Source organism: Arthrobacter sp. BE255, assembly GCF_031457335.1.
Classification (GTDB): Bacteria; Actinomycetota; Actinomycetes; order Actinomycetales; family Micrococcaceae; genus Arthrobacter.
This window is the reverse complement of the sequence record NZ_JAVDWK010000004.1, coordinates 135090-159783: the sequence shown is the minus strand read 5'-3', so window position 1 is coordinate 159783 and position 24694 is coordinate 135090. Positions and strand designations below refer to the sequence as shown.

The following is a 24694-nucleotide window of genomic DNA, read 5'->3' as shown; positions in this document are numbered from 1 at the left end:
GCTCGCAGCGCCCAAACACCACAGCGTCGTGGCATCGGGACAGCCCCGGACCAGCATAGAGCTGCTGGCCGGTCAAGCCCGGGTCGGGGGCCTGCGTAACTGTTAGTTCAGCAGGCCGTGCTGACCTACAATTTCCAGTAAGTAACACTTTGTTGTGCCCATCACAGAGGCGCTCTGAGTGGGGCCAACGGTGTCCCTTCCATACGCACGATCAGGAGGAAGGACGTCTCCCATGAGCCAAACTCTTCACACTCCCAGCTGGTCCGAACCGGACCAGCCTGAGGCTGCCATGTCGCCGTTCAAGCGCTTTGCGTCTCTGCCGGAGGCCCGTGGCCTGTACAACCCGGAGCAGGAGAAGGACGCCTGCGGCCTTGCGATCATCGCCACCCTCCGCGGCGAGCCCGGCTACGACATCGTCGACGCCGCCCTGACCGCCCTGCGCAACCTCGAGCACCGCGGTGCCGTGGGCGCCGATGAAGGCACCGGCGACGGCGCGGGCCTGCTCATGCAGATCCCCGACGAGTTCTTCCGTGCCGTCACTGAATTCGAACTTCCGGCGCCCGGCCAGTACGTGGCCGGTACCGCCTTCCTGCCCGCCGAGCAGCGCGAAGCCGATGCCGCCAAGGCCGGCATCGAAGGCCTCGCCGCCGATGAGGGCCTGACCGTCCTGGGCTGGCGTGAGGTCCCCATCGTCGCTGACCTGGTTGGTGCCATGGCACGCGCCTGCATGCCGTACTTCTCGCAGCCCTTCCTTGCCTCGGCCACCGGCGAAGAGCTGGACCGCAACGAGCTGGACTCCCGCGCCTGGCGGATCCGCAAGCGTGCCCAGAATAAGTACGGTGTCTACTTCCCGTCGCTGTCCTCCCGGACCATCGTCTACAAGGGCATGCTCACCACCGCCCAGCTCGAGCCGTTCTACCCGGACCTCTCGGACAAGCGCTTCAAGACCAAGCTGGCGATCGTGCACTCGCGCTTCTCCACCAACACGTTCCCGTCCTGGCCGCTGGCCCAGCCGTTCCGCACCATCGCCCACAACGGTGAGATCAACACCGTCAAGGGCAACCGGAACTGGATGCGCGCCCGCCAGTCACAGCTTGCCAACCCGCTGCTGGGCGACTCGCCCGAAGAGCTGTACCCGATCTGTACTCCCGGTGCGTCCGACTCTGCGTCCTTCGATGAGGTAGCCGAGCTGCTGTGGCTCTCCGGCCGCCCCATCACGCACTCGATCATGATGATGATCCCCGAAGCCTGGGAAAACCACGCCACCATGGATCCGGCACGGCGTGCGTTCTACGAATACCACTCCCTGCTGATGGAACCGTGGGACGGCCCCGCAGCCGTGTCCTTCACCGACGGCAACCTCGTCGGCGCCACCCTGGACCGCAACGGCCTGCGCCCCGGGCGCTACTGGATCACCGAGGACGGCCTGATCGTCTTCGCCTCCGAAGTTGGCGTGATCGACGTCGAGGCTTCCAAGATTGTCAAGAAGGGCCGCGTTTCCCCGGGCAAGATGTTCCTCGTGGACACCGACACCGGCCGCATCATCGACGACGAAGAGGTCAAGGCCGAGGTGGCCGCGGCCAACCCCTGGGCCGAGTGGGTCAAGGACAACCTGATCGACCTCAACGACCTCCCCGAGCGCGAGCACGTGGTCCACACGGCCGCTTCGGTCAACATCCGCCAGCGGACCTTCGGCTACACCACCGAAGAGCTGAAGATCCTGCTCGGCCCGATGGCCCGCACCGGCGCCGAACCGCTGGGTGCGATGGGATCGGACACCCCGGTGGCTGTGCTTTCCAAGCGCCCCCGCCTGCTGTTCGACTACTTTGTGCAGTCCTTCGCGCAGGTCACCAACCCGCCGCTGGACGCCATCCGCGAAGAGCTGGTCACGTCGCTGACCTGCGCTATCGGCCCGAACGGCAACCTGCTGGACACCAAGCAGGTCCGCCAGCCGCAGGTCATGCTTCCGTTCCCGGTGATTAACAACGACCAGCTCGCCAAGATCGCCAACATCGAAACGCCCGACGGCGACCGCGTGGCCATGAAGGTCCGCGGCCTGTACCGCCCCGAAGGCGGCGAGAACGCGCTGCGTGCCCGGCTCACCGAGATCTGCGAACAGGTCTCCGGCGCGATCAACCGCGGCGTGCAGTACGTTGTGCTGTCCGACCGCGACTCGAACGCCCAGTGGGCCCCGATTCCTTCGCTGCTGCTGGTCAGCGCCGTGCACCACCACCTGCTGCGCAGCGCCAACCGCACCAAGACCGCCCTGGTGGTCGAGGCCGGCGACGTCCGCGAGACGCACCACGTGGCTGTCCTGATCGGCTACGGCGCGTCCGCCGTGAACCCGTACCTGGCCATGGAATCGGTGGAGCAGCTCATCACCGCCGGCGACGTTGTCGGGGTCACCCCGCAGGACGGCGTCTACAACCTCATCAAGGGCCTCGGCAAGGGTGTCCTGAAGATCATGTCCAAGATGGGCATCTCCACTGTGGCGTCGTACACCGGCGCGCAGACGTTCGAAGCCCTGGGCCTCGGGCAGGAACTGGTGGACGAGTTCTTCGCCGGCACGCACTCGCAGCTGGGCGGGGTCGGCCTGGACGTCATCGCCGCCGAGGTTTCGGCGCGGCACCAGATGGCCTACCCCGAAGGCGGCATCGAGCAGCCGCACCGCCCGCTCCTGGGCGGCGGCGAGTACCAGTGGCGCCGCGACGGCGAGCCGCACCTGTTCAACCCGGAGACCGTCTTCCGCCTGCAGCACGCCACGCGTGAGCGCCGGTATGACATCTTCAAGTCCTACACCCGCGGTGTGGACGACCAGTCCGAGAACCTGATGACCCTTCGCGGGCTCCTCAAGTTCAAGAACGACCGTCCCGCCGTGCCGCTCGAAGAGGTCGAGCCCGTCTCCAGCATCGTCAAGCGCTTCTCCACCGGCGCCATGAGCTACGGGTCCATCTCCAAGGAAGCCCACGAAACGCTCGCGATCGCCATGAACCAGCTGGGCGGCAAGTCCAACACCGGTGAAGGCGGCGAGGACGTTGACCGTCTGCTGGACCCGAAGCGCCGCTCGGCCGTGAAGCAGATCGCCTCGGGCCGGTTCGGCGTCACCAGCCTGTACCTGAGCAACGCCGACGACATCCAGATCAAGATGGCGCAGGGTGCCAAGCCCGGCGAAGGCGGCCAGCTGATGGCGCAGAAGGTCTACCCCTGGGTTGCCCGGACGCGCCACTCCACCCCCGGCGTCGGACTCATCTCGCCGCCCCCGCACCACGACATCTACTCCATCGAGGACCTCGCGCAGCTCATCTACGATGCGAAGCGTGCCAACCCCTCGGCCCGCGTGCACGTCAAGCTCGTCTCCGAAGTGGGGATCGGCACGGTTGCCGCCGGTGTCACCAAAGCCAAGGCCGACGTCGTACTCGTCTCCGGCCATGACGGCGGCACGGGTGCCTCCCCGCTGAACTCGCTGAAGCATGCCGGTGTGCCGTGGGAGCTGGGGCTCGCAGAGACCCAGCAGACCCTGATGCTCAACGGCCTGCGCGACCGCGTGGTGGTGCAGGTGGACGGCCAGCTCAAGACCGGCCGCGACGTCGTCATTGCCGCGCTGCTCGGCGGCGAGGAGTTCGGTTTCGCCACCGCACCGCTGGTGGTGGAAGGCTGCATCATGATGCGCGTCTGCCACCTGGACACCTGCCCGGTGGGTGTTGCCACGCAGAACCCCGAACTGCGGGCCCGCTTCACCGGCAAGCCCGAGTTTGTGGTCAACTTCTTCGAATTCCTGGCCGAGGAAGTCCGCGAGATCCTCGCGGAACTCGGTTTCCGGAGCATCGAGGAAGCGATCGGCCACGCCGAGGTGCTGGATGCCCGTGAGGCCATCAACCACTGGAAGGCCGACGGCCTGGACCTGGACCCGATCCTGCACGGGCTCGAGTTCGACGACGACGCGCCGCTGCGCAACCTGACCTCGCAGAACCATGAGCTGGACAAGCACTTCGACCAGCGCCTGATCACCATGGCCACCGAGGCACTGACAGACCGCAGCCCGGTGAAGATCGCCGTGGACGTCATCAACACCGACCGCTCGGTGGGCACCATGCTGGGCCACGTCGTGACCAAGACGTTCAGCACCGACCTGCTGGCCACCGACACGATCGACATCACGCTGACCGGTACCGCGGGACAGTCGCTGGGCGCCTTCCTGCCCGCCGGCATCACGCTGCGCCTGTTCGGCGACTCGAACGACTACGTGGGCAAGGGCCTCTCCGGTGGACGGATCATCGTCCGGCCGGACCGCACCAACGTGTTCAAGGCGGAAAGCAACGTTATCGCCGGCAACGTGATCGGCTACGGCGCCACCAGCGGTGAGATGTTCCTGCGCGGCCAGGTGGGCGAACGCTTCCTGGTCCGCAACTCCGGCGCCACCGCCGTTGTTGAAGGCATCGGCGACCACGGCTGCGAGTACATGACCGGCGGGCAGACGCTGATCATCGGCCGCACCGGACGCAACTTCGGCGCCGGCATGTCCGGCGGCACCGCCTACGTGCTGGACCTGCAGACCACCCGTGTGAACAAGGATGCGCTGCAGTCCGGCGAACTCCAGCTCCGCGAGCTTGACGCCGAGGACCGCGACATCGTCCACGGCCTGCTGGTCAAGCACGTCGAGGAGACGGAGTCGCTGCACGCCCAGCGGCTGCTCGAGAACTTCGACGACACCGCTGCCCGCATTACCAAAGTCTTGCCGCGCGACTACGCGGCAGTCCTGCAAACCCGTCTCGACGCCATCGAAGAGGGCCTTGACCCCGACGGCGAAGAAGTATGGTCTCGAATCCTGGAGGTGACCGGTGGCTGATCCACGCGGATTTCTGAAAGTACGCCAGCGTGAAACGCAGCCGCGCCGTCCCGTTCCGGTCCGCATCATGGACTGGAAGGAAGTCTATGAGGCCCAGGAAAAGGGTGTCCTGAAGGCACAGGCCGGCCGCTGCATGGACTGCGGTGTCCCGTTCTGCCACCAGGGCTGCCCGCTGGGCAACCTGATTCCGGAGTGGAACGACCTCACATGGCGGGACAAGGGCGAAGAAGCGATTGAGCGGCTCCACGCCACCAACAACTTCCCCGAGTGGACCGGCCGGCTCTGCCCGGCGCCGTGCGAAGCGTCCTGCGTGCTGGGGATCAACCAGCCCGCGGTGACCATCAAGCAGGTTGAAGTCTCCATCATCGACGAAGCGTTCGAAAACGGCTGGGTCAACCCGCTGCCCCCGACGCGCCTGACCGGAAAGACCGTTGCCGTCGTCGGCTCCGGCCCTGCCGGCCTGGCCGTGGCCCAGCAGCTGACTCGCGTGGGACACACCGTCGCCGTCTATGAGCGCGACGACAAGATCGGCGGGCTCCTCCGGTACGGCATTCCCGACTTCAAGATGGAGAAGGAGCAGGTCGACCGCCGCATCGAGCAGATGAAGGCGGAAGGCACCCGCTTCCGCACCGGCGTCGCTGTGGGCTCCGACGTGACGTGGGAGCAGCTTCGCCGCCGCTACGACGCCGTCGTCATTGCCACCGGCGCCACCGTCCCGCGGAACCTGCCCATCCCGGGCCGCGACCTCGACGGCGTGCACTACGCCATGGACTACCTCGTACCGGCCAACCGGGTGGTGGCGGGGGAGACCGTCGAGAACCAGATCCACGCCAAGGGCAAGCACGTGGTGATCCTGGGCGGCGGCGACACCGGCGCTGACTGCCTCGGCACCGCGCACCGCCATGGCGCCGCGTCGGTGACCACCCTGGCAATCGGCAAGCAGCCGCCGTCGGAACGCGCCGGGCACCAGCCCTGGCCGACGTTCCCCACGCTGTTCGAAATGGCCAGCGCGCACGAGGAAGGCGGCGAACGCACGTACCTCGCGTCCACCGTGGAGTTTGTGGGCGAAAACGGCAAGCTCACCGGCGTGAAGGTCGCCGAAACCGAATTCGTTGACGGCAAGCGGCTCCCCAAGGCCGGTACCGAGCGGATTATCCCGGCGGACCTGGTGTTCCTGTCCCTGGGCTTCACCGGCGCCGAGCCGGCAGGAATCAGCGAGCAGGTCAGCGCTGAATTCGACGGTCGCGGAAACGTGTCCCGCGACGGTTACTACATGACCAACACCGAGGGCATCTTCGTGGCCGGAGACGCCGGCCGTGGGCAGTCGCTCATTGTGTGGGCCATCGCCGAAGGCCGGGCATGTGCCGCCGCCGTGGACAAGTTCCTCATGGGCAGCACCATCCTGCCTGCCCCGGTGGCTCCGACGGACCGTGCAATGGCGGTTCTCTGACACCCGCGCAGTTCGCCGCGGGTTCACCTCCGCAACAACTTAATCAATGCAGCAAACTACTAGGGTAGGTATATGAGACGCGCAAAAATTGTGGCCACTTTCGGCCCGGCCATCGCCAGCTACGAGAACACCCTTGCGGTACTCGAGGCCGGCGTTGACGTTGCCCGGATGAACATGAGCCACGGCGATTACTCCGTGCATGACAACACCTATGAGAATGTCCGCAAGGCAGCGGCCGACCTGAGCAAGCCGGTGGCCATCATGGCCGACCTGCAGGGTCCGAAGATCCGCCTGGGCCGTTTTGTGGACGGCCCGCACGAACTGGCCGAGGGTGACATCTTCACGATCACCACCGAAGACGTTCCGGGCACCAAGGACATCTGCTCCACCACGCTGAAGAGCCTCACCGAAGACGTCAACGTGGGCGATGCCCTGCTGATCGACGACGGCAAGGTGGCGCTGCGCGCCATCGAGGTCGACGACGTCAAGGTTGTGGCTACCGTGACGGTTGGCGGCATGGTGTCCAACAACAAGGGCATCAACCTGCCCGGCGTTGCGGTCAACGTTCCCGCGCTGAGCGAAAAGGACGAGGACGATCTGCGCTGGGCCATGCGCCGCGGTGTTGACCTGATTGCCCTTTCGTTCGTCCGCGACGCGTCCGACATTGTCCGCGTGCACGAGATCATGGACGAAGAAGGCCGCCGCGTGCCCGTCATCGCCAAGATCGAAAAGCCGCAGGCCGTGGAGCAGCTCCACGAGATCATCGACGCGTTCGACGCGATCATGGTTGCCCGTGGCGACCTCGGCGTTGAGCTTCCCCTCGAGGAAGTGCCGATCGTGCAGAAGCGCGCCATCGAACTGGCACGCCGCTGGGCCAAGCCGGTCATCGTGGCCACCCAGGTCCTGGAATCCATGATCGACAACCCGCGCCCCACCCGCGCGGAGGCCTCGGACTGCGCCAACGCCGTTCTTGACGGTGCTGACGCCGTCATGCTCTCCGGCGAGACCAGCGTCGGCAAGTACCCGATCGAAACCGTCAAGGTCATGGCCCGGATCATCGAATCCACCGAGGTCCACGGCCTGGAGCGCGTCCCTCCGCTGGGGACCAAGCCCAAGACTCGTGGCGGCGCCATCACCCGCGCCGCCGTCGAAATCGCCGACCAGCTGGAAGCAAAGTACATCTGTACTTTCACCCAGTCCGGCGATTCCGCACGCCGACTGTCCCGCCTGCGGCCCATCAAGCCGGTCTTCGCGTTCACCCCGGTGGAGCACGTGTGGAACCAGCTGGCGCTGACCTGGGGCATCCAGCCGGTCCTGGTCCCCATGGTGGGCCACACTGACGAGATGACCGCCCAGGTTGACCGCAGCCTCCTGGAGATGGAACTGGTGGAGGACGGCGACCTCGTTGTCATCGCTGCCGGTTCCCCTCCCGGAAAGGCTGGTTCCACGAACTCGCTGAAGGTCCACAAGGTGGGCGACCTCGCCGACACCACCGGTCCGGGCGAGGGCGCCGGGAACAAGGAAAAGCTCGGCCCGTGGCCGGAAAAGAAGAAGAAGTCCTAGCCCTCTAGGACAAAAAAGGGAGGGTCCCTGCCGGCTGGCGGGGATCCTCCCTTTTGTGTTGGCCCTTCGGCCAGCGAAAAGGACCCCTGCCGGTTGGCAGGGGTCCTTTTCATGTGTCCGGGTGCTAGTTGACCTGGTTGATAATCGTTTCGGCTACCTCGCGCATGCTCAGGCGGCGGTCCATGGAGGTCTTCTGGATCCAGCGGAAGGCTTCGGGTTCGGTGAGGCCCATTTTGGTGGTCAGCAGGCTCTTGGCGCGCTCCACGAGCTTGCGTGTGGCGAACTGCTCCTGGAGGTCCGAGACCTCGCTTTCGAGGGCCTTGATTTCCTCGTGGCGGGAGAGTGCGATTTCCAGCGCCGGGATGAGGTCCGCAGGGGTGAAGGGCTTCACCACGTAGGCCATGGCGCCGGCGTCGCGGGCCCGCTCCACGAGTTCCTTCTGGCTGAAGGCGGTCAGTAGCACCACGGGGGCGATGCGGGCCTTGACGATCTTCTCGGCGGCGGAGATGCCGTCCATGACGGGCATCTTCACGTCCATCAGGACGAGGTCCGGCTTGAGTTCCTCGGCGAGCTGCACGGCCTTCTCGCCGTTGTCTGCTTCGCCCACAACTTCGTATCCTTCGCCGCGGAGGATTTCGATGATGTCGAGGCGGATGAGGGTTTCATCTTCAGCCACAATGACGCGGCGCGCCGGCTGGGACGTGGGGTTTGACTCCGTCTGTTCAGTCACGGGATCTCCTTGAAAAGGTACGGCGGGAACATCACTATCTTAGGTGCGCCCGCGGCTGTACTTTGATCTGCATGGTCGTTTGCGGCGTCAACGGCGCGATTCTGGAATTCAGCCTATCTGCATGTAGAGTAATTCCGCGTACGTGAAGCGATCGCGTTGCTCACAATCAGCTGTGGGCGTACCCTGTTGCTCCATGTATTCCGCGCCCGAGTGGCGGAATTGGCAGACGCGCCGCACTCAAAATGCGGTATCGAAAGGTGTGTGGGTTCGAGTCCCACCTCGGGCACAGTGTTACCGCAGGTCAGGGGTTTATAAGCCCTCTGAGTGTGCACAAAAACTCGTTTTCTGTGCACACGAAGCCTAGAATTTTGGGTATGGCCAGCATTTGGGAACGGAAAAAATCGGACGGATCCACGTCGTTCACGGTCCGCTGGCGGAACCCCGAGACGAAAAAACAAGAGGGGATCACCCTCGCCACTTCGGTTGAGGCCCTCACGCTGAAGCGCCTCCTGGACGCCAACAACCAATCTTTTGAAATCGCGCAGCATGCGATGCTGGCAAACCAATCCAAGGCGCCCACCGTGGCGGCCGTGATTCAGGAACACATCGACCTTTTGGTTCGGCCTTCCGTAGGAACGGTGCACACGTATCAGACGATGTTGAAGTTGCACATCGCTGACGTCATCGGGCATATCCCAGTGGACAAGCTCGACTACCGGCATCTGACGTACTGGATTAAGTCGATGCAGTCCAAAGGCCGGTCTGCCAAGACCATTAAGAACAACCATGGCCTGATTTTCTCGGCCATGGAGACGGCCGTCCGGCTCGGCTACCGGAAAGATAATCCATGCAGAGGAGTCCAACTCCCGTCAGGCGAAAAGGCAGAGGACGAGGCCAGGTTCCTGACGCACGGTGAATTCGGCCTTATTATGGAGGGCATGGGGGAGCGGTACAAGGCCTTCACTGAATTCCTGGTCATGACGGGCACGCGCTTCGGTGAAGCAACAGCTGTGACCGTCGGCGATGTGGATCTGATGTCCAAGCCGGCTACTATGCGGATCAACAAGGCCTGGAAGCGTGGTGTTGACTCCGAGTACTACCTCGGCGCGACGAAGACGGGTGCCGGCAAGAGGACGGTCTCGCTGAATCCGCGGCTGGTCGAAATTCTGATCCCCTTGGTCGCCAGCCGGCCTGGCTCAGAACTTCTGTTCACGACTCCCAAGGGCGAGCGGATTGCTCATAAGCTGTTTTGGCATCACTACTGGGTGCCGGCGGTGGAAGCGGCGAAGACCCTCGGGCTGGAGAAGTCACCCCGAATTCACGATCTGCGCCACACTCATGCGTCATGGCTGATTCAGGATGGGGTCTCGCTTTTCACCGTCTCCAGGCGGCTGGGGCACGCGTCGACGCGAACGACGGAGCAGGTGTATGGGCACTTGATGCCGCAGGCGCTTCAGGATGCCGCGGACGCGACGGAGCGGGCTATCACGGGCTTCGCGCGCTGACACCAGTTCCTTTGCGTCATAGGCCTTGCGAGCGGGGGACTGGTGCCAGTCGCCGCCGTGCTCTGGTACCGATGAGACGTTCCTGCGGGGACGAACCGGTGTGAACTGGAACTTCCCGCAGGCGGGCGATCTCAGCGATGTGCTCGGACGTGAAGATGATCTTTCCTTTGCCCCAGCACGCGTGCGGGAACTTTCCGCTAGTGGCACCTTCTCGCAGCCAGGCCTCAGTGCAACGCATGAGGGCCGCGGCCTCTGCCGGTTCGAAGAACTCCAGATCCATTAGAACTCCAAAAGTGCGCTGCCATTTTGGAGTTCATGTACTGAGCCACGGAATCTACATGATCGTTGGCGGCCTGCCGGGCGCCGTTCCTACTCCGTTGTAACCGGGCAGACCGGCGGCATGACACCGCCCAGATATGCCGCGCTGATTGCTTCCGCTTCACCCCGCACCTTCTCGGGGCTGGCACGAAACCTCCTTGCAGGTACGCATTCGATAAGTCCCACGGATGCCATCAGGTTGAGGTGCCGGCGGGTAGCCGAGAGTGAGAGCAGGAGTTTGGAGCTCAGTTCGGGACACGTGGCAGGGCCTTCCAAGAGCAGGACTCGGAGGATCCGGGTTCGTGTTCTGTTCATCAAGATACTGGTCAAGGAGGCCACAACCCCGGAATATCGGCTTAGGAAGGCTACTGTAGACGGGTCTACAGCAGCAGAGTACGCCTCCGAGAAGTTCCTGAAAAGACCAGACGCCCCCTAATTCTGAGGAAGCCGCATCTTGAGGCAAAACTGAGCCCGCAAGGTGCCGATCAGGAAGGATAAGTTCTAGGCTGTCCTCAGGGGAGAGGAGGGATGGGCAATGGCAGCTGACGAGGCGAAACTAGGACGTGATTCACCGTCACCACAGGCCGAACTTGCCCGCCGACTCAATCTCCTGCTCGACATCGTCGTTGCAGAACGGGGAAAGCCGGTCACTTTCCGGGAGGTCCAGGAGCAGCTTGCTTCCAAGGGTGTGAAACTGTCACGTGCCCGCTGGTTCTACATGAAGGATGGGACTGGACGGCTGGTCAGCGATCCGGAACTCTTGACGGCGCTCTGCGAAATATTCAACGTGGATCCGTCGTACCTGCTTCCTGGCAGTGATGCGGCATTGCCAGAACGAATTGACTCCCAGCTCGAGTTCGTAAAATCCTTACGCGCAGCTCGTGTAAAGTCCTTCGCTGCACGGACTCTTGGGGATGTTTCTCCCGAAACGCTACGTCTAATCTCCGAATACCTCAACAAAGACATCGATCTTCACCCCCGTGGCGAGCAGGCAGCTGTTACTGCTCCAGAAGATACCGAAGATGGGCGTCCAGAAGCTCCTTGATCCGGGGTGCGTTCGCTGAGTAGCGGGGCGAGCGGCCGTGCCGACGTCCGGGTTCCACATCAACCGTAATGGCGCCGGCCTCCTCTAGTGCCAGGAGGTGTTTTGCCACGCTGGGCTCCCCGGCGCTTACAGACAGCACAATGTCTCCGCGGGTTGCTGGGCCGTGTGCTGTCAGGTACCGGAGGATTTCGTTTCGCGACCTATTGCCGAACGTCTCGACCGCTGCCTCGACATCAGGCGACCATGCGTCGTCGTGCGGTTTAGTAAGCCGTGGCATGGCACCCATTCTTGTCGATCGCGAGGCAAAAAGTAAGAACAGGACTCTTGACGATACTTTAAGTATCTTTGACAATAGTTTCTATAGCCTTTCGTGGTCGTGATCGGCCCAGCTGCCATCACGCAAGGGACGCCTTTGGCGGCGTCGGAAGTAATGGAACTCTGTTAAAGCCGGTGAAGACCGTGAGTGCAGAAGAATGGGCGATCGTTGCCCAGCAGAATGAACCAATGTCAGCCGCCGTGGACATCTCCTTGCAACGGGCGCCGTCGCCCGAGGCAGCAGCAGTCCCGGTAGATCAAATCATGGTGGCTGTAGAGAGCGTACGCGGCTACGTGGTCTCCCATCTCGCCCGGATCGGTCGGGCCAGCGACATCGAGGACGTGATGCAGGACGTCCGCGTGGCTGTTTGGGACGGCGTCATGCGGGGTCGCTACCGTAAGCTCCCGGGTGTCCCGTTCGGTGCTTGGGTGCAGGGCGTTTGTTCAAACGTATGTTCCGCCCACATCCGTCGTGAGTTGAGCCGGGCCACATCACCCCTGTTATTGGACCCCGTGACTGGCGAAGGTGCGGTTCTCCTAAACGGATGGGCCAGGCTGGCCTTCTATGGTGACCGCGCCACGGAGAGGTTCATTGACCAGGAATGGGCACGGATGGTGCTCGCTCTCGTGAGGGAGAACGTCTCGAATGAAGTGTGGGACTTGGCTGTAGACAGTCTCACTGCGCCTCGACGCTACGGTCCGCCGTCGCCAACCGATAGGCGTCGATGGCACGCTGCATCCGTTGTCCGGCAAACCGCGAAGACAATCACTGCAGCTTTGGAGGTGGCGTCCGCATCTACCCGTGAGGAGGATGTCGGCACCGCTGCGGCTAACTGCCTTCCTGCGCCGGTACTGCGTCGAATAGCCTCAGTTGTCGTCCAACCCGGCGTGAGCGGTCCGGACAGAACCCGGGCAATTGCTCGCCTTGCCGCTGAGTTCGGTGTTTCGGAAAGGTACATTGCGGTGCAGATCGGACCGGTGAGACAGCTGTACCGGGCAGCGTGGCGAGTTCTGTGGGGACAGCTGAGACCAGCGGACTAGGGCACGTTGAGACCCTACCTGTTCACCATGAGCTTCTTGAGGAGGTTAGGCATGTTACGATTCCCGGGCTCCGGTTGGAAGCCGCCACTTGGTCGGCGCCGGCTGTTGGTTCTAGTGATTGGGGTTGTCTGCCTGGCAGCGGTTGTCGTCATTCTGCTCTTGCCGTCACAGCCGCCGACGCAATCATACAAACATGAGACTACGGCAGAGGCCCTTCTCCTGCCACGGCCTTCCCCTTCCGCATTCGCATCACCTCATGATGGCGGAGCGGCCGTTCCCGAGACGGATCCGAAGGGTGCAGACTACCGTCAGCTGGCTTTGATTGCCGCCCAGGAGATCTACACGTGGGACACTCGCTCGTCATCGTACTCGGAGGTGTACGCCAGACTTCGCGGCCTGTGGACGCTCCTGCCGGACGGATCGAATCCCTTGACGGTGCTCATCCAAGAGTTCGAAGCAACTGGCATTACCGCGGGTACGTACGCAACTCTTGCGGGGTTTGAGGCTTATCGCACCGGCGCGGCAGTATCTGTTGCCTGCGACAGCGAGTTGGCCAAGGTGCGCGACTATCCAGCGCCTTGGCTCGGACTCCACGTTTGTACGGTGCAGGTGAATGTCGTTGATCGCACAGCACGAGGCGAGAACACTTACGTGGCCCCGGTGAGTGTCATGGTGAATTGCCCACCAGCACCAACTGCCCCCAACGACCGATGCGCCATGGTTGGCTTCTATGCCACGCCGAGCAGGATCGTTTACTAATGTCGGCCCCGGTTGTTTTGGCCGGATTGCTACGACGAAGAGTCCTCCTCCGTGTGATATCCGCTGCCGCTTCGGTGGTGGTTCTCGTGACCGGGATGGCTATCTATGCCGGCGTAGCGGTTTTGGCATCAGGCCCGGCGGGAACGGCTTCGGTCTGCTCGCCCGATGAATCGCTAGCCGATCCATCGGATGAAGATCCAGCCGGCTTGCGAATCAGTGTTGATGGCCAGGTGCCCAGCTGGCTGACGAGCGCGCAGCTGGCCGTGGCCAGGACTTACATTTTTACCGGCCAACAAATGGGGGTGCCCAGGTTGGGGCAGGTTATCGCGATCATGATGTCACTGCAGGAGTCCAGTCTGAGGGTCCTGGCCAACACCAACGTTCCCGGCTCCCTCTCGTTCCCGCATGAAGGCGTGGGACACGACCATGATTCCCTTGGCACGGCCCAGCAGCGACCAGCCGCCGGTTGGGGGACCATCGCACAGTTGATGGACCCGATGTACAACGCCCGGGCATTTTACGGGGGCCCTAATGGCCCCAATCAGGGCAGCCCTCGAGGGCTTCTTGATATGCCGGGTTGGACTTCAATGGAAAAAGGACAAGCCGCTCAGGCTGTCCAGATTTCCGCCTTCCCTGAACTGTACGCGCGGTGGGAGCAGGATGCGGAAGCCATAGTTCGTGCGCTCGCAGGTACTTCGCCGCCGCCCAAATGCGTGGAAGGTGAGCTCGCAACCGGACTGCCAACGTCGACCGACGGCTTGAGTCAGATCCGCTTGGAGATCTTGCGATTCACGCGGGAAGGTCTGGGAGGGGCCTATGTCTGGGGTGGAACGGCGTTCAAAGCCTGGGACTGCTCGGGCTATGTGCAGTGGACCTATCGCCAAGCCGGTATTGAGCTTCCACGTGTGGAGCAGTGGCGGGTTGGTACCCGAACCAACAGTCCGCAGCCGGGCGACTTGGTGGTTCAAAACCCGCAAGGGCCGGACAACTGGGGTCATGTAGGCATCTACGCCGGCGAAGGGATGATGTACAGCGCCCTCAATCCTTCAGCGGGAACTCTGCTGCATCCGGTCGACTGGAATTCAGGAAGCGCATACTTCGATCTGCTGAGGTGAGATAACGACTTTGCGGAGCGGGGTGCGGGAAGGTTGGATAAGGCTGCCCCGGCCAAGCTCGGACATGCAGGGAAATCCGCGCCCGTGGAACACGAACGATCCCCGAACGCGTGAAGTCTCGGCCGGCACTGACCGCTTGGTCAACCGTGCAGGGCTTGAGGGCAAGAGCATGACGAGATCTCCAGGACGTTTTCGACGCCGCCGTATGCGAAGCCTTCGAGTTTTCAAAGACGCGGGATCCGCTGGCGCAGTTGTTCTCCATGAATCCGGAAGTGCATGAACTGGGAATAGCAGGTCGAGGGCCCGGCAACAGGGGACTGGCTGGCACTCGGATCAGCAATCCAGCTGGTCTTGTGGCGGTGGCGGCGCCAGCGCGCTGTCAATACCTCGCGTTCCCCGTGTCGCCACGGTAACCAGGAACGGTTGCCCTCTGCGGGCTCTTTAACTTCTACGGACTCTAGCCGCGGTGGCTGCCGTCGATTGAAATCGGTAGGCAGCAGCCGCACGTGGCTTCGCTCTCGAGGGTGCTTCATCGTCCGCCTCCTAGTCACGTCCCGCCATGCGGCTTTGCCATAGTCGCATTTCCCAAGTATTGGAAAATATCCCAAGACCAATGTTGGGGGCGGCGGGTGTGTCGACGGCTTCAAAGGCCCCAATTCACAACTAGGCTCGGACAATGACTGCCCTAGACGCCCGAGGTTCCGAATGGAAGAAATGGGACCTCCACGTACATACTCCTGCGTCCCTGCGACAGTCCTACGGGGGAGATAGTCCTGAGGTCTGGGAGCGTTTCATCAAAGAGATTGAGAACCTGCCGCCGTCCTTTACAGTATTGGGGATAAACGACTACTGGTTCTTGGACGGGTACAAGCGACTGCGTAGCGAGCACGCCAAAGGCCGGATGCAGAATATTCGCGCGCTCTTCCCTGTCATCGAGATGAGGCTCAATCAGTTTGGAGGGTCAGAATCGAAGCTCAGCCGAGCTAATCTTCACGTCATCTTCGACCCTGAGCTTGATCCGGATCTCATAGAGTCGCAATTCGTGAACGCGCTCCGGCCGAGTTACCAACTCGATCCCGCTGGCGGGAACTTATGGCAGGCTCTAATTACACGAGAGTCGCTGCAGGATCTAGGTCGAAAAATCAAGTTGACGGTGCCAGAAGACCGTCTTTCCCAGTACGGTTCCGACCTGGAAGAAGGGTTCAACGGTCTGAACGTTACCCTTGAGTCCGTGCAGGAGATCCTCAAGGGACATGCTTTCAAGAATCGCTCGATCTTGGCCCTCGGCAAAACCGAGTGGGCGGACATCAAATGGGCTGAGGGTGCGATTCCCAGCAAGAAGCACCTGATAAACGTTGCCGACATCGTCTTCACAGCATTCGAGGAAACTTCCTCCTGGGCTAAGAGCCGTCAGGTTCTTGTGGACAATGAAGTGACGGCAACGCTGCTCGATTGCAGTGACGCGCATACATGGAGCACCGACACGGCGAACAAGGACCGCTTAGGCAACTGCGAAACGTGGATACGTTCGACGCCTTCATTCGCGGGCCTCGTGCACGCACTCTCAGAGTTCGACAGCAGAGTCTACGTAGGAAACGAGCCCGATGACTTGCGTAGAAGGCGCGAAGCGCCCGAACGAATTATTGATTCGATTTCTGTTCGCCCGATAAAGGGATCGAACTCGGCCTTATTTGATTACACCATTCCCCTCAATCAGGGCCTGGTTGCCATCATTGGGAATAAGGGCCAGGGGAAGTCCGCTCTACTGGACTGCCTGGCAAGAGCGGGAAACTCTTCTCGTACCGACTATTTCGCTTTTCTGAACCGGCAGCGATTCTTGAACCCAAAGAATAAGCTGTCAACGCAGTTCTTAGCTGAATTGACGTTGGCTGATAAGACGAATCATTCAGTAGGTTTGGCCGACCCACACGCGGCGGCAAATCTGGAACGAGTTGAATACCTTCCCCAACGCTTGATCGAAACGATCTGTGCAAGTGATCCCCTGAGTCCGGAAAACGGCGCTTTCGACGGGGAACTGGCGAGGGTGCTTTTCCATCACATTGACGAAGTAGACAGGGCAGGCGAAGAGACCCTTGAGTCTCTCCTCCGCCTTCGGACGAAGTCTATAGACGCGGCGATCGCCAGGGCTCGCATAGAAGTCGATGCCAAAGCGGCTTTGCTTGTTGCCCTTGACCACGAAAGGAACGAGGTTTCGCTGACGGACCTCGCCAAGCGGCGAGCGGAGATCGCTCTTCAGGTTGAGGCCGCCAATGTCGATCTTCAGGCGGCCAAGCTGCACCTTGAATCTTTGGAGGCCGGCGCCGAAGAGCCGAGTTCGGTCAAGTCAGACCGCGAGGCCCTGGCCACCTCTACTGCGGAGTCGATGAGGCTCACAGAACGGGTGACGACGCTGACGGCAGAGGGCGCACGGCTGTCCAAACAGTTGACGGAGTTGCTCGCAGTAGAGCAAGCCGCCGATCATTTGTCACAGCAGGCTACACATCTGAACGTGGATTACCGACAGACTGTGGAGCTTGAAGTCGGAGACATCGTGTCCGTTGTCGTCGACACCCAGGCGATTGCGAAGGCTCGATCAGATCGACAAGAGAGACAGACGGTCATCAAAGGCGAAGTTTTTGTCTCCCGGCAATTCCTGTCGCAGCTGGCCGAAAAGTGTGACACGCTCCGTGCAAACCTTTCCGTTCAGGATGGGGTTCGTGAAGCGGCTCGACGCGAGGTTGAACAACTGAAGAAGCGACTGGAGGCGCTGACCGGTGATGCCAGTGAGCCCGAGTCACTAAAAGGCCTAGACCTAAGGATCGGACGCGTGGGAGACATCCCCGCTGAATTTGACAAGGCACTAACCGAACTGATGGCCCTGACGTCATCGATCTTTGATCAAATGATGTTACGTATCCGCACGATTCGGGAGGTTTACAAGCCCGCCGAGGACTTTGCACGTAACGACGACCTCGCTAGCGCTGCTGGAATTACGTTTGACGCAAACGTCCGATTCTCGAGCAAATGGGAGCGGATCTCCGAGGTCTTGGACGGGCGGCGGAACACCGACCTTCTGACTCGACTGGAGGAACTGCGCGGAGCGCTAGATCCGATGGACCGCGATGAGGTGCTTGCTGCAACGTTTGAGATGTTGAAGAGGCTGGAGTGCGAAGGAGGAGATTGGCTGAAACCGGCACGCCCACTAAGTGCGGGGTTCAAGTCAAATGCCTCACCAGCGGAGACCGTAGCACGGCTGGCAGGACTAACCTGGTTGGAAACGTCCTTCAACTTGTCGGGTAACGGGGTTCCGCTCGCCCAGCTATCGCCAGGCGAACGAGGTTTGATACTTCTGCTCTTTTACTTGGTGCTCGATAGAAGCGATACGCCGCTCCTTTTGGATCAGCCCGAGGAAAATCTGGACAATTCTGCCGTGCGTAGGGTTCTAGTCCCTGCCCTTCAACAGGCGAAGTTGCGGCGCCAGGTAGTGGTGGTGACGCACAACGCAAATCTCGCCGTGGTGGGTGACGCGGACCAGATAGTGCATTGTTCGTTCGACGGGGTCTCCTTCAGTCTGGAAAGTGGTCCGCTCGCATCCTTGAAGACAGGTGAATTGGTCATCGACGTATTGGAAGGGGCGCGGCCGGCGTTCGAGAATCGGCGTAAGAAGTACGAAGAAGTCGTCGTGCAACCGCTGCTTTAGTGAGAGATGCGCTCCACCGAATGCGCCCAGCCTCTGTGACATCATCTGTTGACACAGAGGCTGGGCCCGACCGAGCGCAGCTGGTGTGAGCAAAACGCTACAACGCTGGCACGCCGCAAAGAAGAGCGACGTGCCATCCATGGGAGTTCGAATGACCAAAACCCGAATGAGCCGGTGGCAGCAGGTACGACCTCAACGCCGCCAGCCACAGGGCCCCGGCAGCGAACTGAAAATGGGGGCGTGGCTTTAATGACGAACAAGTTTGAGAACTTCCACGTGCAAACGTACTTTCTGCCCAACAGAGTGCTCTAGTTATACCCTTCTGTTAGCAGTGCTGCTTGGATTCAGAAGCGTCACCTGGTGCTACCAGATGCCCTCAAAGGACCTACCACAATGAGCTACAGCGAGCAGGAGCAAATGGATCGGCGACGGCGCCTCGACTACATGGACGTCCGGGACGACACAGTCGGAGTTGATGTACATTCACGAGGTGTAAGACGCAATCCGTTTGTTCGACCGAATGAAGTTGCCATATCGGACCACGTCCAAGTGTTTTTGCGGGGCGCAGGGATCGACTGTCAAAAAGCGACTCCGGTAGGAATAGGTGCGACAGCGGGCGGCCCCGGTGTGGAGGCGGTGGAGGCCATCTTCCAGTTCATGAAGCCAATCGGCTTCACTATCCAGGCAGTGAAGTTTCTCTTGGCTTGGCACGGACGAGTTGCAGCACTCAAGCGCCGCAATCTCTTACCACAGGTGGTCGTCACCCTATTGGCGGAACACATCGAACCACGCAGGATTGGTCCGGACGAATGGGAGGATACTGCTCGTCTTCTGGCGCTCATCCTCCCGGATCTCCAGCAGAATTTAGAGTCAGAGTTTCCTAGCTATAACTTCCGTTACGAGTTCCACGCTCAGGGGCGGCAGATCCCCTACGTCGTCCTCCGCGCGGGAGATGGCCTAACCGTCACTGACAATCACGTTCTGCAGATGATCAGGCACCTCAATCGGGATGCAGCCTCGCTCACACTGTTCCATCGTGAGGGTTGGTTTGCGTTCCCGAAGGTCGTGGCGGTCAACTTCAGAGTTCGGCCTTTAAGTTTTGCCGGGCTGATTCCACGCACCCGATCGGGAAAGGAAGCGCCATCATCTTCGCCCCCGGGCTTCGCTCCTGGCAGCCGTTCTAGGGCATGAGCAAGTTGGGTGCTTTCAGGATGCCTTCAAATAGGGCTCCTTACTGGGCAGTTTTGCGGCGAGTCATTTGAGAGATCCATGGAGCCCAAAAGTTCAAACTTCACCTGGGCCGCAGCATGCGTTCAATCGGTGCACATCGGAGGGCTGGCTTACCGGCGCGTGTCGGGGGCACCGTTCCAACACCTCAGATACGGTCTGACGAGCCAACTAGCGGAGCCCAAGCTCCTAAACTACGAGCTTGGCATGCTGTCGTTGACGGTGCATGAGGCGAGCGAAACCTTTTGATGAGATCTTCGTCAAGATGGATCTCGCTAACAATCAACACTGTCCGACTCGACCTGCTGTTCTAATTCCACGTCCTGACATAAGCAAGCATCCGTAACGTGAGTGGAAGGGCGTGGAGCTGCGTTCCCCGTCATGTCGTTCCGGCCCTTCAGCTCCATGAAGTCGTGAGCTCAAGCTGCTCATTCCCAACGAACACTATGGACGGAGCACGCCATGTACTTGGCAGCAGTCGACCCTGGCATTACCCCAAACGCTAATTTCCCCTTTCTCGAATCCCTGAAGCAGATCGGTGGAGGCATCCTCGTTGGTGCATTTGTGGTGATCGCCATTGTGGCGATCATCGGTGCCGCGATGTTGCTAGCCGGCAAGCTGAGCCAGTCATCCCGGCTCGCATCCGGAGGTGGCGTGATTCTGTTGTGGACGGGACCGGTGGCCGCGATTCTCGGCGGTATCAACGGCTACATACTGTGGTCCCAAACCGCTTTTCCGCTCGGCTTCTAAGCGTCGGTAGCCATGCCTGTTGAGTGCGATCTCAATGGCTGGTGGCCGCCCGGCTGCGGACTAGTCTCGCAGGCGAACGACGGTGCCACCGGTGCGGTCACCTCCCTGTTTGCCAACATCCTTCAGAACGTTGCCTCCTGGCTGTGGGCTTTCATCACCGGAGCGTTTAGTGCGTCGGATGTTGACGACTCGCAATGGCTAGCGATCGACGGCATTACCCACTGGTGGGTGATCGTCATGATGACGCCGCTTGTCATCGTCATGATCCTTCAACTGCTCTCGGGTCTCTTGAGCCAGCAGCCACGAAGACTGGCGAGGGCCCTCGTTGGTGGAGCCATGGCCATTCCACTGGTCGCAGGCGCCGTGTTTTTGGTCCGGCAGCTGACCAAGGTCAGCGACTCCGCTTCGGCAGCCCTTCTCGAATCGATGGGCCCTGACCCGTACCTCGTGTTCATGCGGCTGTTCGGCTTTGAGCGCGCCGCCGCGGGGTCCGGAAGGGAGTGGAACGTGGTTTCGCTGGCCCCGGGAACGACGGCCGGGCCAGTAGGCGGCGTCGTCGTGACCGCCATGGCAGTCATAGTTGTGTGGATCCTGGCTTTCATCCTCATGTGTTCGATGATCTTCCGATCCTTTGCCCTGATAGTGCTGGCCGCCGCCGCTCCTGTCGCCTTGATGCTCGTGCCGTGGGAGAAGACAAAGACGTGGGCTCGGCGGTGGAGCGAGGTCGTTGTGGCCCTGCTCCTGGCTAAACCGCTGGCGGCCACAGTGCTGGCTGTTGCCGTCAAGCTCTTTGCCGACTCAAAGTCGTTCGCCGGATTGGCTGCCGGAACAGTAGGTATGGCTCTGGCTTGCGGAGCTCCACTGATGGCATTGCGATTAGTGAGTTTCGCCGGCGGGGAGTTGGCTGCCGCTGCACAAACGGCCGGAGGCGGTCACGTGCTCTCCAGGACAAGCAGCATTGCAGCCCGTCAGATGAGCCGACAAGTCGGCGGCCGATTCACTCTTGCGGGGATGCTCTCACGGTCCTCGATGACCCGGCCCATCCGTTCGAGCCGGCCCGAGTTTCCCACCAGGGCCCTCCCGGCGGTTGTGCCGGCCCCATCGTCCTCGGGATCACCCGTGGGTGGGAGGCGGATGATCGGCGCCGGACGCTCTGACTCAGCCAAAGGCACGCCCGAGCTACCAGGAACAACCAATCTCGGTGGAGGTCATCGTGGCCATCCGCAATCGACGCGACCTGCGGCCGGTCCGTCGGAGGGTATCGGCCCACCCACCGACAGGCCTCACATAAGGTCAGCCCCGCCACCGCCAGATGCCGGAAGCTCTTCAGCTACGCGCCCGATGAAGGCACCGCCGATTATGCGTCCACAGCCACCAACCGATCCTCGCTCAGGGGGCGATCCACATGTCCGATGATGCAAGGACACTCGAAGCAGTCAAGTTTCCCCGCCACGAGCGTCGCGGCTTGTTCATGGGCCTGAAGTGGTACCAGCTGGTCCTTCTGGCCAGCGGCGTGCTCGTGGCCAGCGTCGCTTCCGCTGTCGGCGGGCCGGGCGCGCTCTTTAGTTCCGGCCCGATGTGGCTTGCTCTCATGCTTGTTGGGCTCCTGCAGTACTCGCGGATCCCGTACCCGGTGTGGGCGACCCACATCTTCCTCTTCCTCTATAGAACGGCGCTGAAGCAGACCCGTTTTCTGGTGAGGCCTGAGGCGCCACCGCTGGCGGGACGGTTTGCGCTGCCCGGGGGCCTGGGGAATCTCGAGGTCCGGCAGGCGCGGCAGGGAGAGTCTTTCATCGTTGATGCCCAAGGCAGGGAGGCGGTGGCAGTCCTCCGGTGCAGCACGAGATCCTTTGCCTTGTTAGACAGTGATGACAAGGCTTGGGCGGTTCAGGCCTGGTCGAGAGTGCAGGCTGGGCTGGCTCAGCGGCAGAGCATCGCCCGAATCGCAGTTCAGGATTACACGGTTCCCTACCCATCAACCGCACTGCGGGACTTCTATGAGAAGAGTGTTCCTGCACGTGCCGATGGCGGAGCTGAACCTACATGGGGTGAGCGCGCCTATGCGGACCTCGTCGCCGCGGCGGGATCAACCACGAGGCATGACCTGTTGGTCGCCTTGGTCGTCGACACAGCCAAAGCGCGACGGCGGATCCGGGAGTCCGGCGGCGGACTGGTAGGCCTTGAGCGTGTCATCCGGCTCGAAGTCGAAGCCATGACAACAGGACTGGCGACCCACAACGTGAAGGTCGAAGAGTGGCTGCCGGAGCCAGAACTTCTAGGCGTTGTTCGTGGTGCGTTCGATCCCGATGCAGTCGTCCGGGCGGCGGGTAGGGCTTCCAACCCGGTACCGGTTACCGGTGGACCGATGGCCGTTGAAGAACATTGGGCCTACCTGCGCACGGACTCTGCCTTCCACCAAACGTTCTGGGTCTCCGAGTGGCCGCGGCAGAAAGTTTTTCCTGGGTTCATTCATCCGTTGGTCTACGTCGGCGATTTCCGGCATACGGTGACCCAGGTGATCCGCGCTGTGCCAACTGCGGAAGCGCTGCGCGACATCCGTTCTGCCCAAGAAGCCCACGAAACGCGACGACGAATCAACACACGTTTCGACAGGCCACTGACTCGTGAACAGAAGGCAGAAGAAGACGAAGTTGCCCAGCGCGAGGAGGAGATTGTCGCCGGCCATGGGGACGTCCGGCCTGCGGCTTTTGTCACCATCACGGCAGCCACCCTGGATGACCTGGCCAGGCAAAGACAGGAACTCGAGTCGGCAGCGGCAGGTGCGTTCGTGGAGCTGCGGCTGCTCGCCGGACAGCAGTGGGCCGCATTCGTCGCAGGGGCCCTTCCTCTCGGAAGGGGATTGCGATGACCGGGAAGCCGGACGCTGTTCAGTATCTACCGTCGAGTGAAAGCCGACACGAACGACGTGAGCGACGTCGGGCCGAGGCCGCCCGCCAGGACCGTCAGGGAAACAATGCGGCGCTGAGGTTGGCGGAATTCGCAGAGACGAGACTGGGGAAACCGGGCTTGTCCGGTGACTGGGGGAGCCGGGAACCGAATTCGCTCCGGGGACCGCATCGGCTGAGGCCTGCACCGCACCGCGCTTCCACGATGACGTTCGCGGCTGCCTACCCGTTCATCACCGAATCCGGCCTGGGGCATGAAGGGACGTACATCGGAACAGACGTCTTCGGCTCCGGCGCGTTCTCCTACGACCCCTGGATCCTCTACGACAAGGGCATCATCAGCGGTCCGTCGATCGTCGTCATCGGCACGGTGGGGACAGGAAAATCGATGTGCGGGAAATCGCTGGTAGCGCGGTCAATCACTCTCGGCCGAAAGGCCGCCGTCGCCTCTGATCCCAAGGGGGAGTGGGTGCCCGTTGCTAAGGCTGTTGGCGGGAAGGTCATCTCGGTTGGTCCGGGGCGGGCGGCCCGGGTCAACCCGCTCGACGCCGGACCTCGGCCGAGTGCTCTGACGGAGGCCCAGTGGCAGGCGGTGGTGCGGCAACGCCGGCGTTACCTGTTGGTCGCCCTCGTCTCGCTCATGCGTCAAGGAACCCCTCTGCGTCCCGTTGAACATACGGCGCTGGACATGGCCCTCATGGAGACCATGGCTCAAAACTCCAACCCGACCCTACCCATGGTCCTGGACCACCTTCTCAACCCGTCCAAGGAGATGATTGCCTTGGTCGGGAACGACGGCGGCACCGCGGTAAGTCACTCGCTCCGGCGCACGGTCTCGGGAGACCTGGAGGGTATGTTCGACGCGCCTTCCACCGTGGCGTTCGACGCGGATGCCCCGATCATGGTCATGGACACGTCTGCATTGATTGGAGCCTCCGAGCAGGCGCTCTCTCTGGCCGCCGCGTGCGGTGCCACGTGGCTGGAAGCTGCCATTACAAACCCCGACGGCGGTAAGCGGCTTGTGGTCTACGACGAAGGTTGGCGGATGCTCGCCGATCCATACATGCTGGCCAAGATGAGCGAGCAGTGGCGGCTCGCGCGCACTTATGGGATCGCCAATCTGCTGATCATGCACAAGGTCGCCGACCTGAATGAGATCGGGGACAGCTCCAGCGGGCACCGTCAAAAGGCCCTCGGTCTGCTGACAGAGGCTGACACACGGATCATCTACCGGCAAAAGCACGACGCCATGCGCCTGACCAAGGAAGCGCTGGGGCTTACCGAAGCGGAGTGCGAGCACGTGGAGAATCTTCCCAAGGGCGTAGGGCTATGGAAAGTGGGTAACCGGTCCTTCATCGTCGCGAACCGGGTGACCACCGATGAGCTGGAGGTCTTCGGCACCGACGACCGGATGATCTGAGAGG

15 protein-coding genes and 1 tRNA gene are annotated in these 24694 nt (G+C 61.8%); 14 read left to right on the top strand and 2 right to left on the bottom strand.

Features of this window, described 5'->3' with window-relative positions; all coding sequences use genetic code 11:
* Positions 1-232 precede the first annotated feature (232 nt).
* The 3 genes from gltB (at position 233) to pyk (ending at position 7859) form a co-directional block, all read left to right on the top strand.
* Positions 233-4846, top strand: a complete 4614-nt coding sequence (gene gltB, locus J2X42_RS09450) for a glutamate synthase large subunit (RefSeq protein WP_310164523.1) — start codon at positions 233-235, stop codon at positions 4844-4846.
* The gene (locus tag J2X42_RS09445) at positions 4839-6296 is read left to right on the top strand and encodes a glutamate synthase subunit beta (protein ID WP_310164522.1); all 1458 of its coding nucleotides are present in this window, start codon (positions 4839-4841) and stop codon (positions 6294-6296) included. Before gltB ends, J2X42_RS09445 begins: the two co-directional genes overlap by 8 nt.
* Positions 6297-6368: 72 nt before the next feature.
* Positions 6369-7859 (top strand): pyruvate kinase, encoded by a 1491-nt coding sequence (gene pyk / locus J2X42_RS09440; RefSeq protein WP_310164521.1) that lies wholly within the window; start codon positions 6369-6371, stop codon positions 7857-7859.
* 124 nt (positions 7860-7983) lie between these two features.
* Here pyk and J2X42_RS09435 read toward each other — a convergent pair whose 3' ends face one another.
* On the bottom strand, positions 7984-8589 hold the full coding sequence (locus tag J2X42_RS09435) for an ANTAR domain-containing response regulator (protein WP_066285573.1): 606 nt from the start codon (positions 8587-8589) through the stop codon (positions 7984-7986).
* Positions 8590-8793: 204 nt separating this feature from the next.
* On the opposite strand from J2X42_RS09435, the gene J2X42_RS09430 reads away from it, so the two are divergent.
* A tRNA-Leu gene (locus J2X42_RS09430) sits at positions 8794-8875 on the top strand.
* An 88-nt stretch (positions 8876-8963) separates the two neighbouring features.
* The gene (locus J2X42_RS09425; protein WP_310164518.1) at positions 8964-10094 is read left to right on the top strand and encodes a tyrosine-type recombinase/integrase; all 1131 of its coding nucleotides are present in this window, start codon (positions 8964-8966) and stop codon (positions 10092-10094) included.
* A 369-nt stretch (positions 10095-10463) separates the two neighbouring features.
* On the opposite strand, the gene J2X42_RS23390 is transcribed toward J2X42_RS09425, so the two are convergent.
* The gene (locus tag J2X42_RS23390) at positions 10464-10727 is read right to left on the bottom strand and encodes a winged helix-turn-helix domain-containing protein (protein WP_396134055.1); all 264 of its coding nucleotides are present in this window, start codon (positions 10725-10727) and stop codon (positions 10464-10466) included.
* Between the two features lie 220 nt (positions 10728-10947).
* Here J2X42_RS23390 and J2X42_RS09420 point away from each other — a divergent pair, with 220 nt between their 5' ends.
* The 9 genes from J2X42_RS09420 to J2X42_RS09385 all read left to right on the top strand — a co-directional run bounded on the left by J2X42_RS09420 (position 10948) and on the right by J2X42_RS09385 (position 24690).
* Positions 10948-11457 carry a hypothetical protein gene (locus tag J2X42_RS09420; protein WP_310164517.1) on the top strand — a complete coding sequence of 170 codons (510 nt, stop codon included), beginning with the start codon at positions 10948-10950 and terminating at the stop codon, positions 11455-11457.
* Between the two features lie 504 nt (positions 11458-11961).
* Positions 11962-12813 carry a sigma factor gene (locus J2X42_RS23385; protein ID WP_396134054.1) on the top strand — a complete coding sequence of 284 codons (852 nt, stop codon included), beginning with the start codon at positions 11962-11964 and terminating at the stop codon, positions 12811-12813.
* Between the two features lie 854 nt (positions 12814-13667).
* A complete protein-coding gene (locus tag J2X42_RS09415; RefSeq protein WP_310164515.1) occupies positions 13668-14687 on the top strand; it encodes a C40 family peptidase in 1020 nt (339 codons plus the stop codon).
* 676 nt (positions 14688-15363) lie between these two features.
* Positions 15364-18387: a TrlF family AAA-like ATPase gene (locus J2X42_RS09410; RefSeq protein WP_310164513.1), complete on the top strand. Its 3024-nt coding sequence runs from the start codon at positions 15364-15366 to the stop codon at positions 18385-18387.
* A 393-nt stretch (positions 18388-18780) separates the two neighbouring features.
* Positions 18781-19578: a hypothetical protein gene (locus tag J2X42_RS09405; RefSeq protein ID WP_310164511.1), complete on the top strand. Its 798-nt coding sequence runs from the start codon at positions 18781-18783 to the stop codon at positions 19576-19578.
* 498 nt (positions 19579-20076) lie between these two features.
* Positions 20077-20364, top strand: a complete 288-nt coding sequence (locus J2X42_RS09400; protein ID WP_310164509.1) for a hypothetical protein — start codon at positions 20077-20079, stop codon at positions 20362-20364.
* A gap of 12 nt (positions 20365-20376) precedes the next feature.
* Positions 20377-21780 (top strand): type IV secretion system protein, encoded by a 1404-nt coding sequence (locus tag J2X42_RS09395; RefSeq protein ID WP_310164507.1) that lies wholly within the window; start codon positions 20377-20379, stop codon positions 21778-21780.
* Positions 21770-23233: an SCO6880 family protein gene (locus J2X42_RS09390; protein WP_310164505.1), complete on the top strand. Its 1464-nt coding sequence runs from the start codon at positions 21770-21772 to the stop codon at positions 23231-23233. Before J2X42_RS09395 ends, J2X42_RS09390 begins: the two co-directional genes overlap by 11 nt.
* 242 nt (positions 23234-23475) lie before the next feature.
* A complete protein-coding gene (locus tag J2X42_RS09385) occupies positions 23476-24690 on the top strand; it encodes an ATP-binding protein (RefSeq protein ID WP_310164503.1) in 1215 nt (404 codons plus the stop codon).
* The last annotated feature ends 4 nt before the right edge of the window (positions 24691-24694 follow it).

What these genes read in the sequence shown, in the direction of transcription:
- gltB (WP_310164523.1), top strand. Translation starts at nt 233, where the DNA reads ATGAGCCAAACTCTTCACACTCCCAGCTGGTCCGAACCGGACCAGCCT.
- pyk (WP_310164521.1), top strand. Translation starts at nt 6,369, where the DNA reads ATGAGACGCGCAAAAATTGTGGCCACTTTCGGCCCGGCCATCGCCAGC.
- J2X42_RS09425 (WP_310164518.1), top strand. Translation starts at nt 8,964, where the DNA reads ATGGCCAGCATTTGGGAACGGAAAAAATCGGACGGATCCACGTCGTTC.
- J2X42_RS23390 (WP_396134055.1), bottom strand. Translation starts at nt 10,727, where the DNA reads ATGAACAGAACACGAACCCGGATCCTCCGAGTCCTGCTCTTGGAAGGC.
- J2X42_RS09420 (WP_310164517.1), top strand. Translation starts at nt 10,948, where the DNA reads ATGGCAGCTGACGAGGCGAAACTAGGACGTGATTCACCGTCACCACAG.
- J2X42_RS23385 (WP_396134054.1), top strand. Translation starts at nt 11,962, where the DNA reads ATGTCAGCCGCCGTGGACATCTCCTTGCAACGGGCGCCGTCGCCCGAG.
- J2X42_RS09415 (WP_310164515.1), top strand. Translation starts at nt 13,668, where the DNA reads ATGGCTATCTATGCCGGCGTAGCGGTTTTGGCATCAGGCCCGGCGGGA.
- J2X42_RS09410 (WP_310164513.1), top strand. Translation starts at nt 15,364, where the DNA reads ATGACTGCCCTAGACGCCCGAGGTTCCGAATGGAAGAAATGGGACCTC.
- J2X42_RS09405 (WP_310164511.1), top strand. Translation starts at nt 18,781, where the DNA reads ATGAGCTACAGCGAGCAGGAGCAAATGGATCGGCGACGGCGCCTCGAC.
- J2X42_RS09400 (WP_310164509.1), top strand. Translation starts at nt 20,077, where the DNA reads ATGTACTTGGCAGCAGTCGACCCTGGCATTACCCCAAACGCTAATTTC.
- J2X42_RS09395 (WP_310164507.1), top strand. Translation starts at nt 20,377, where the DNA reads ATGCCTGTTGAGTGCGATCTCAATGGCTGGTGGCCGCCCGGCTGCGGA.
- J2X42_RS09390 (WP_310164505.1), top strand. Translation starts at nt 21,770, where the DNA reads ATGTCCGATGATGCAAGGACACTCGAAGCAGTCAAGTTTCCCCGCCAC.
- J2X42_RS09385 (WP_310164503.1), top strand. Translation starts at nt 23,476, where the DNA reads ATGACGTTCGCGGCTGCCTACCCGTTCATCACCGAATCCGGCCTGGGG.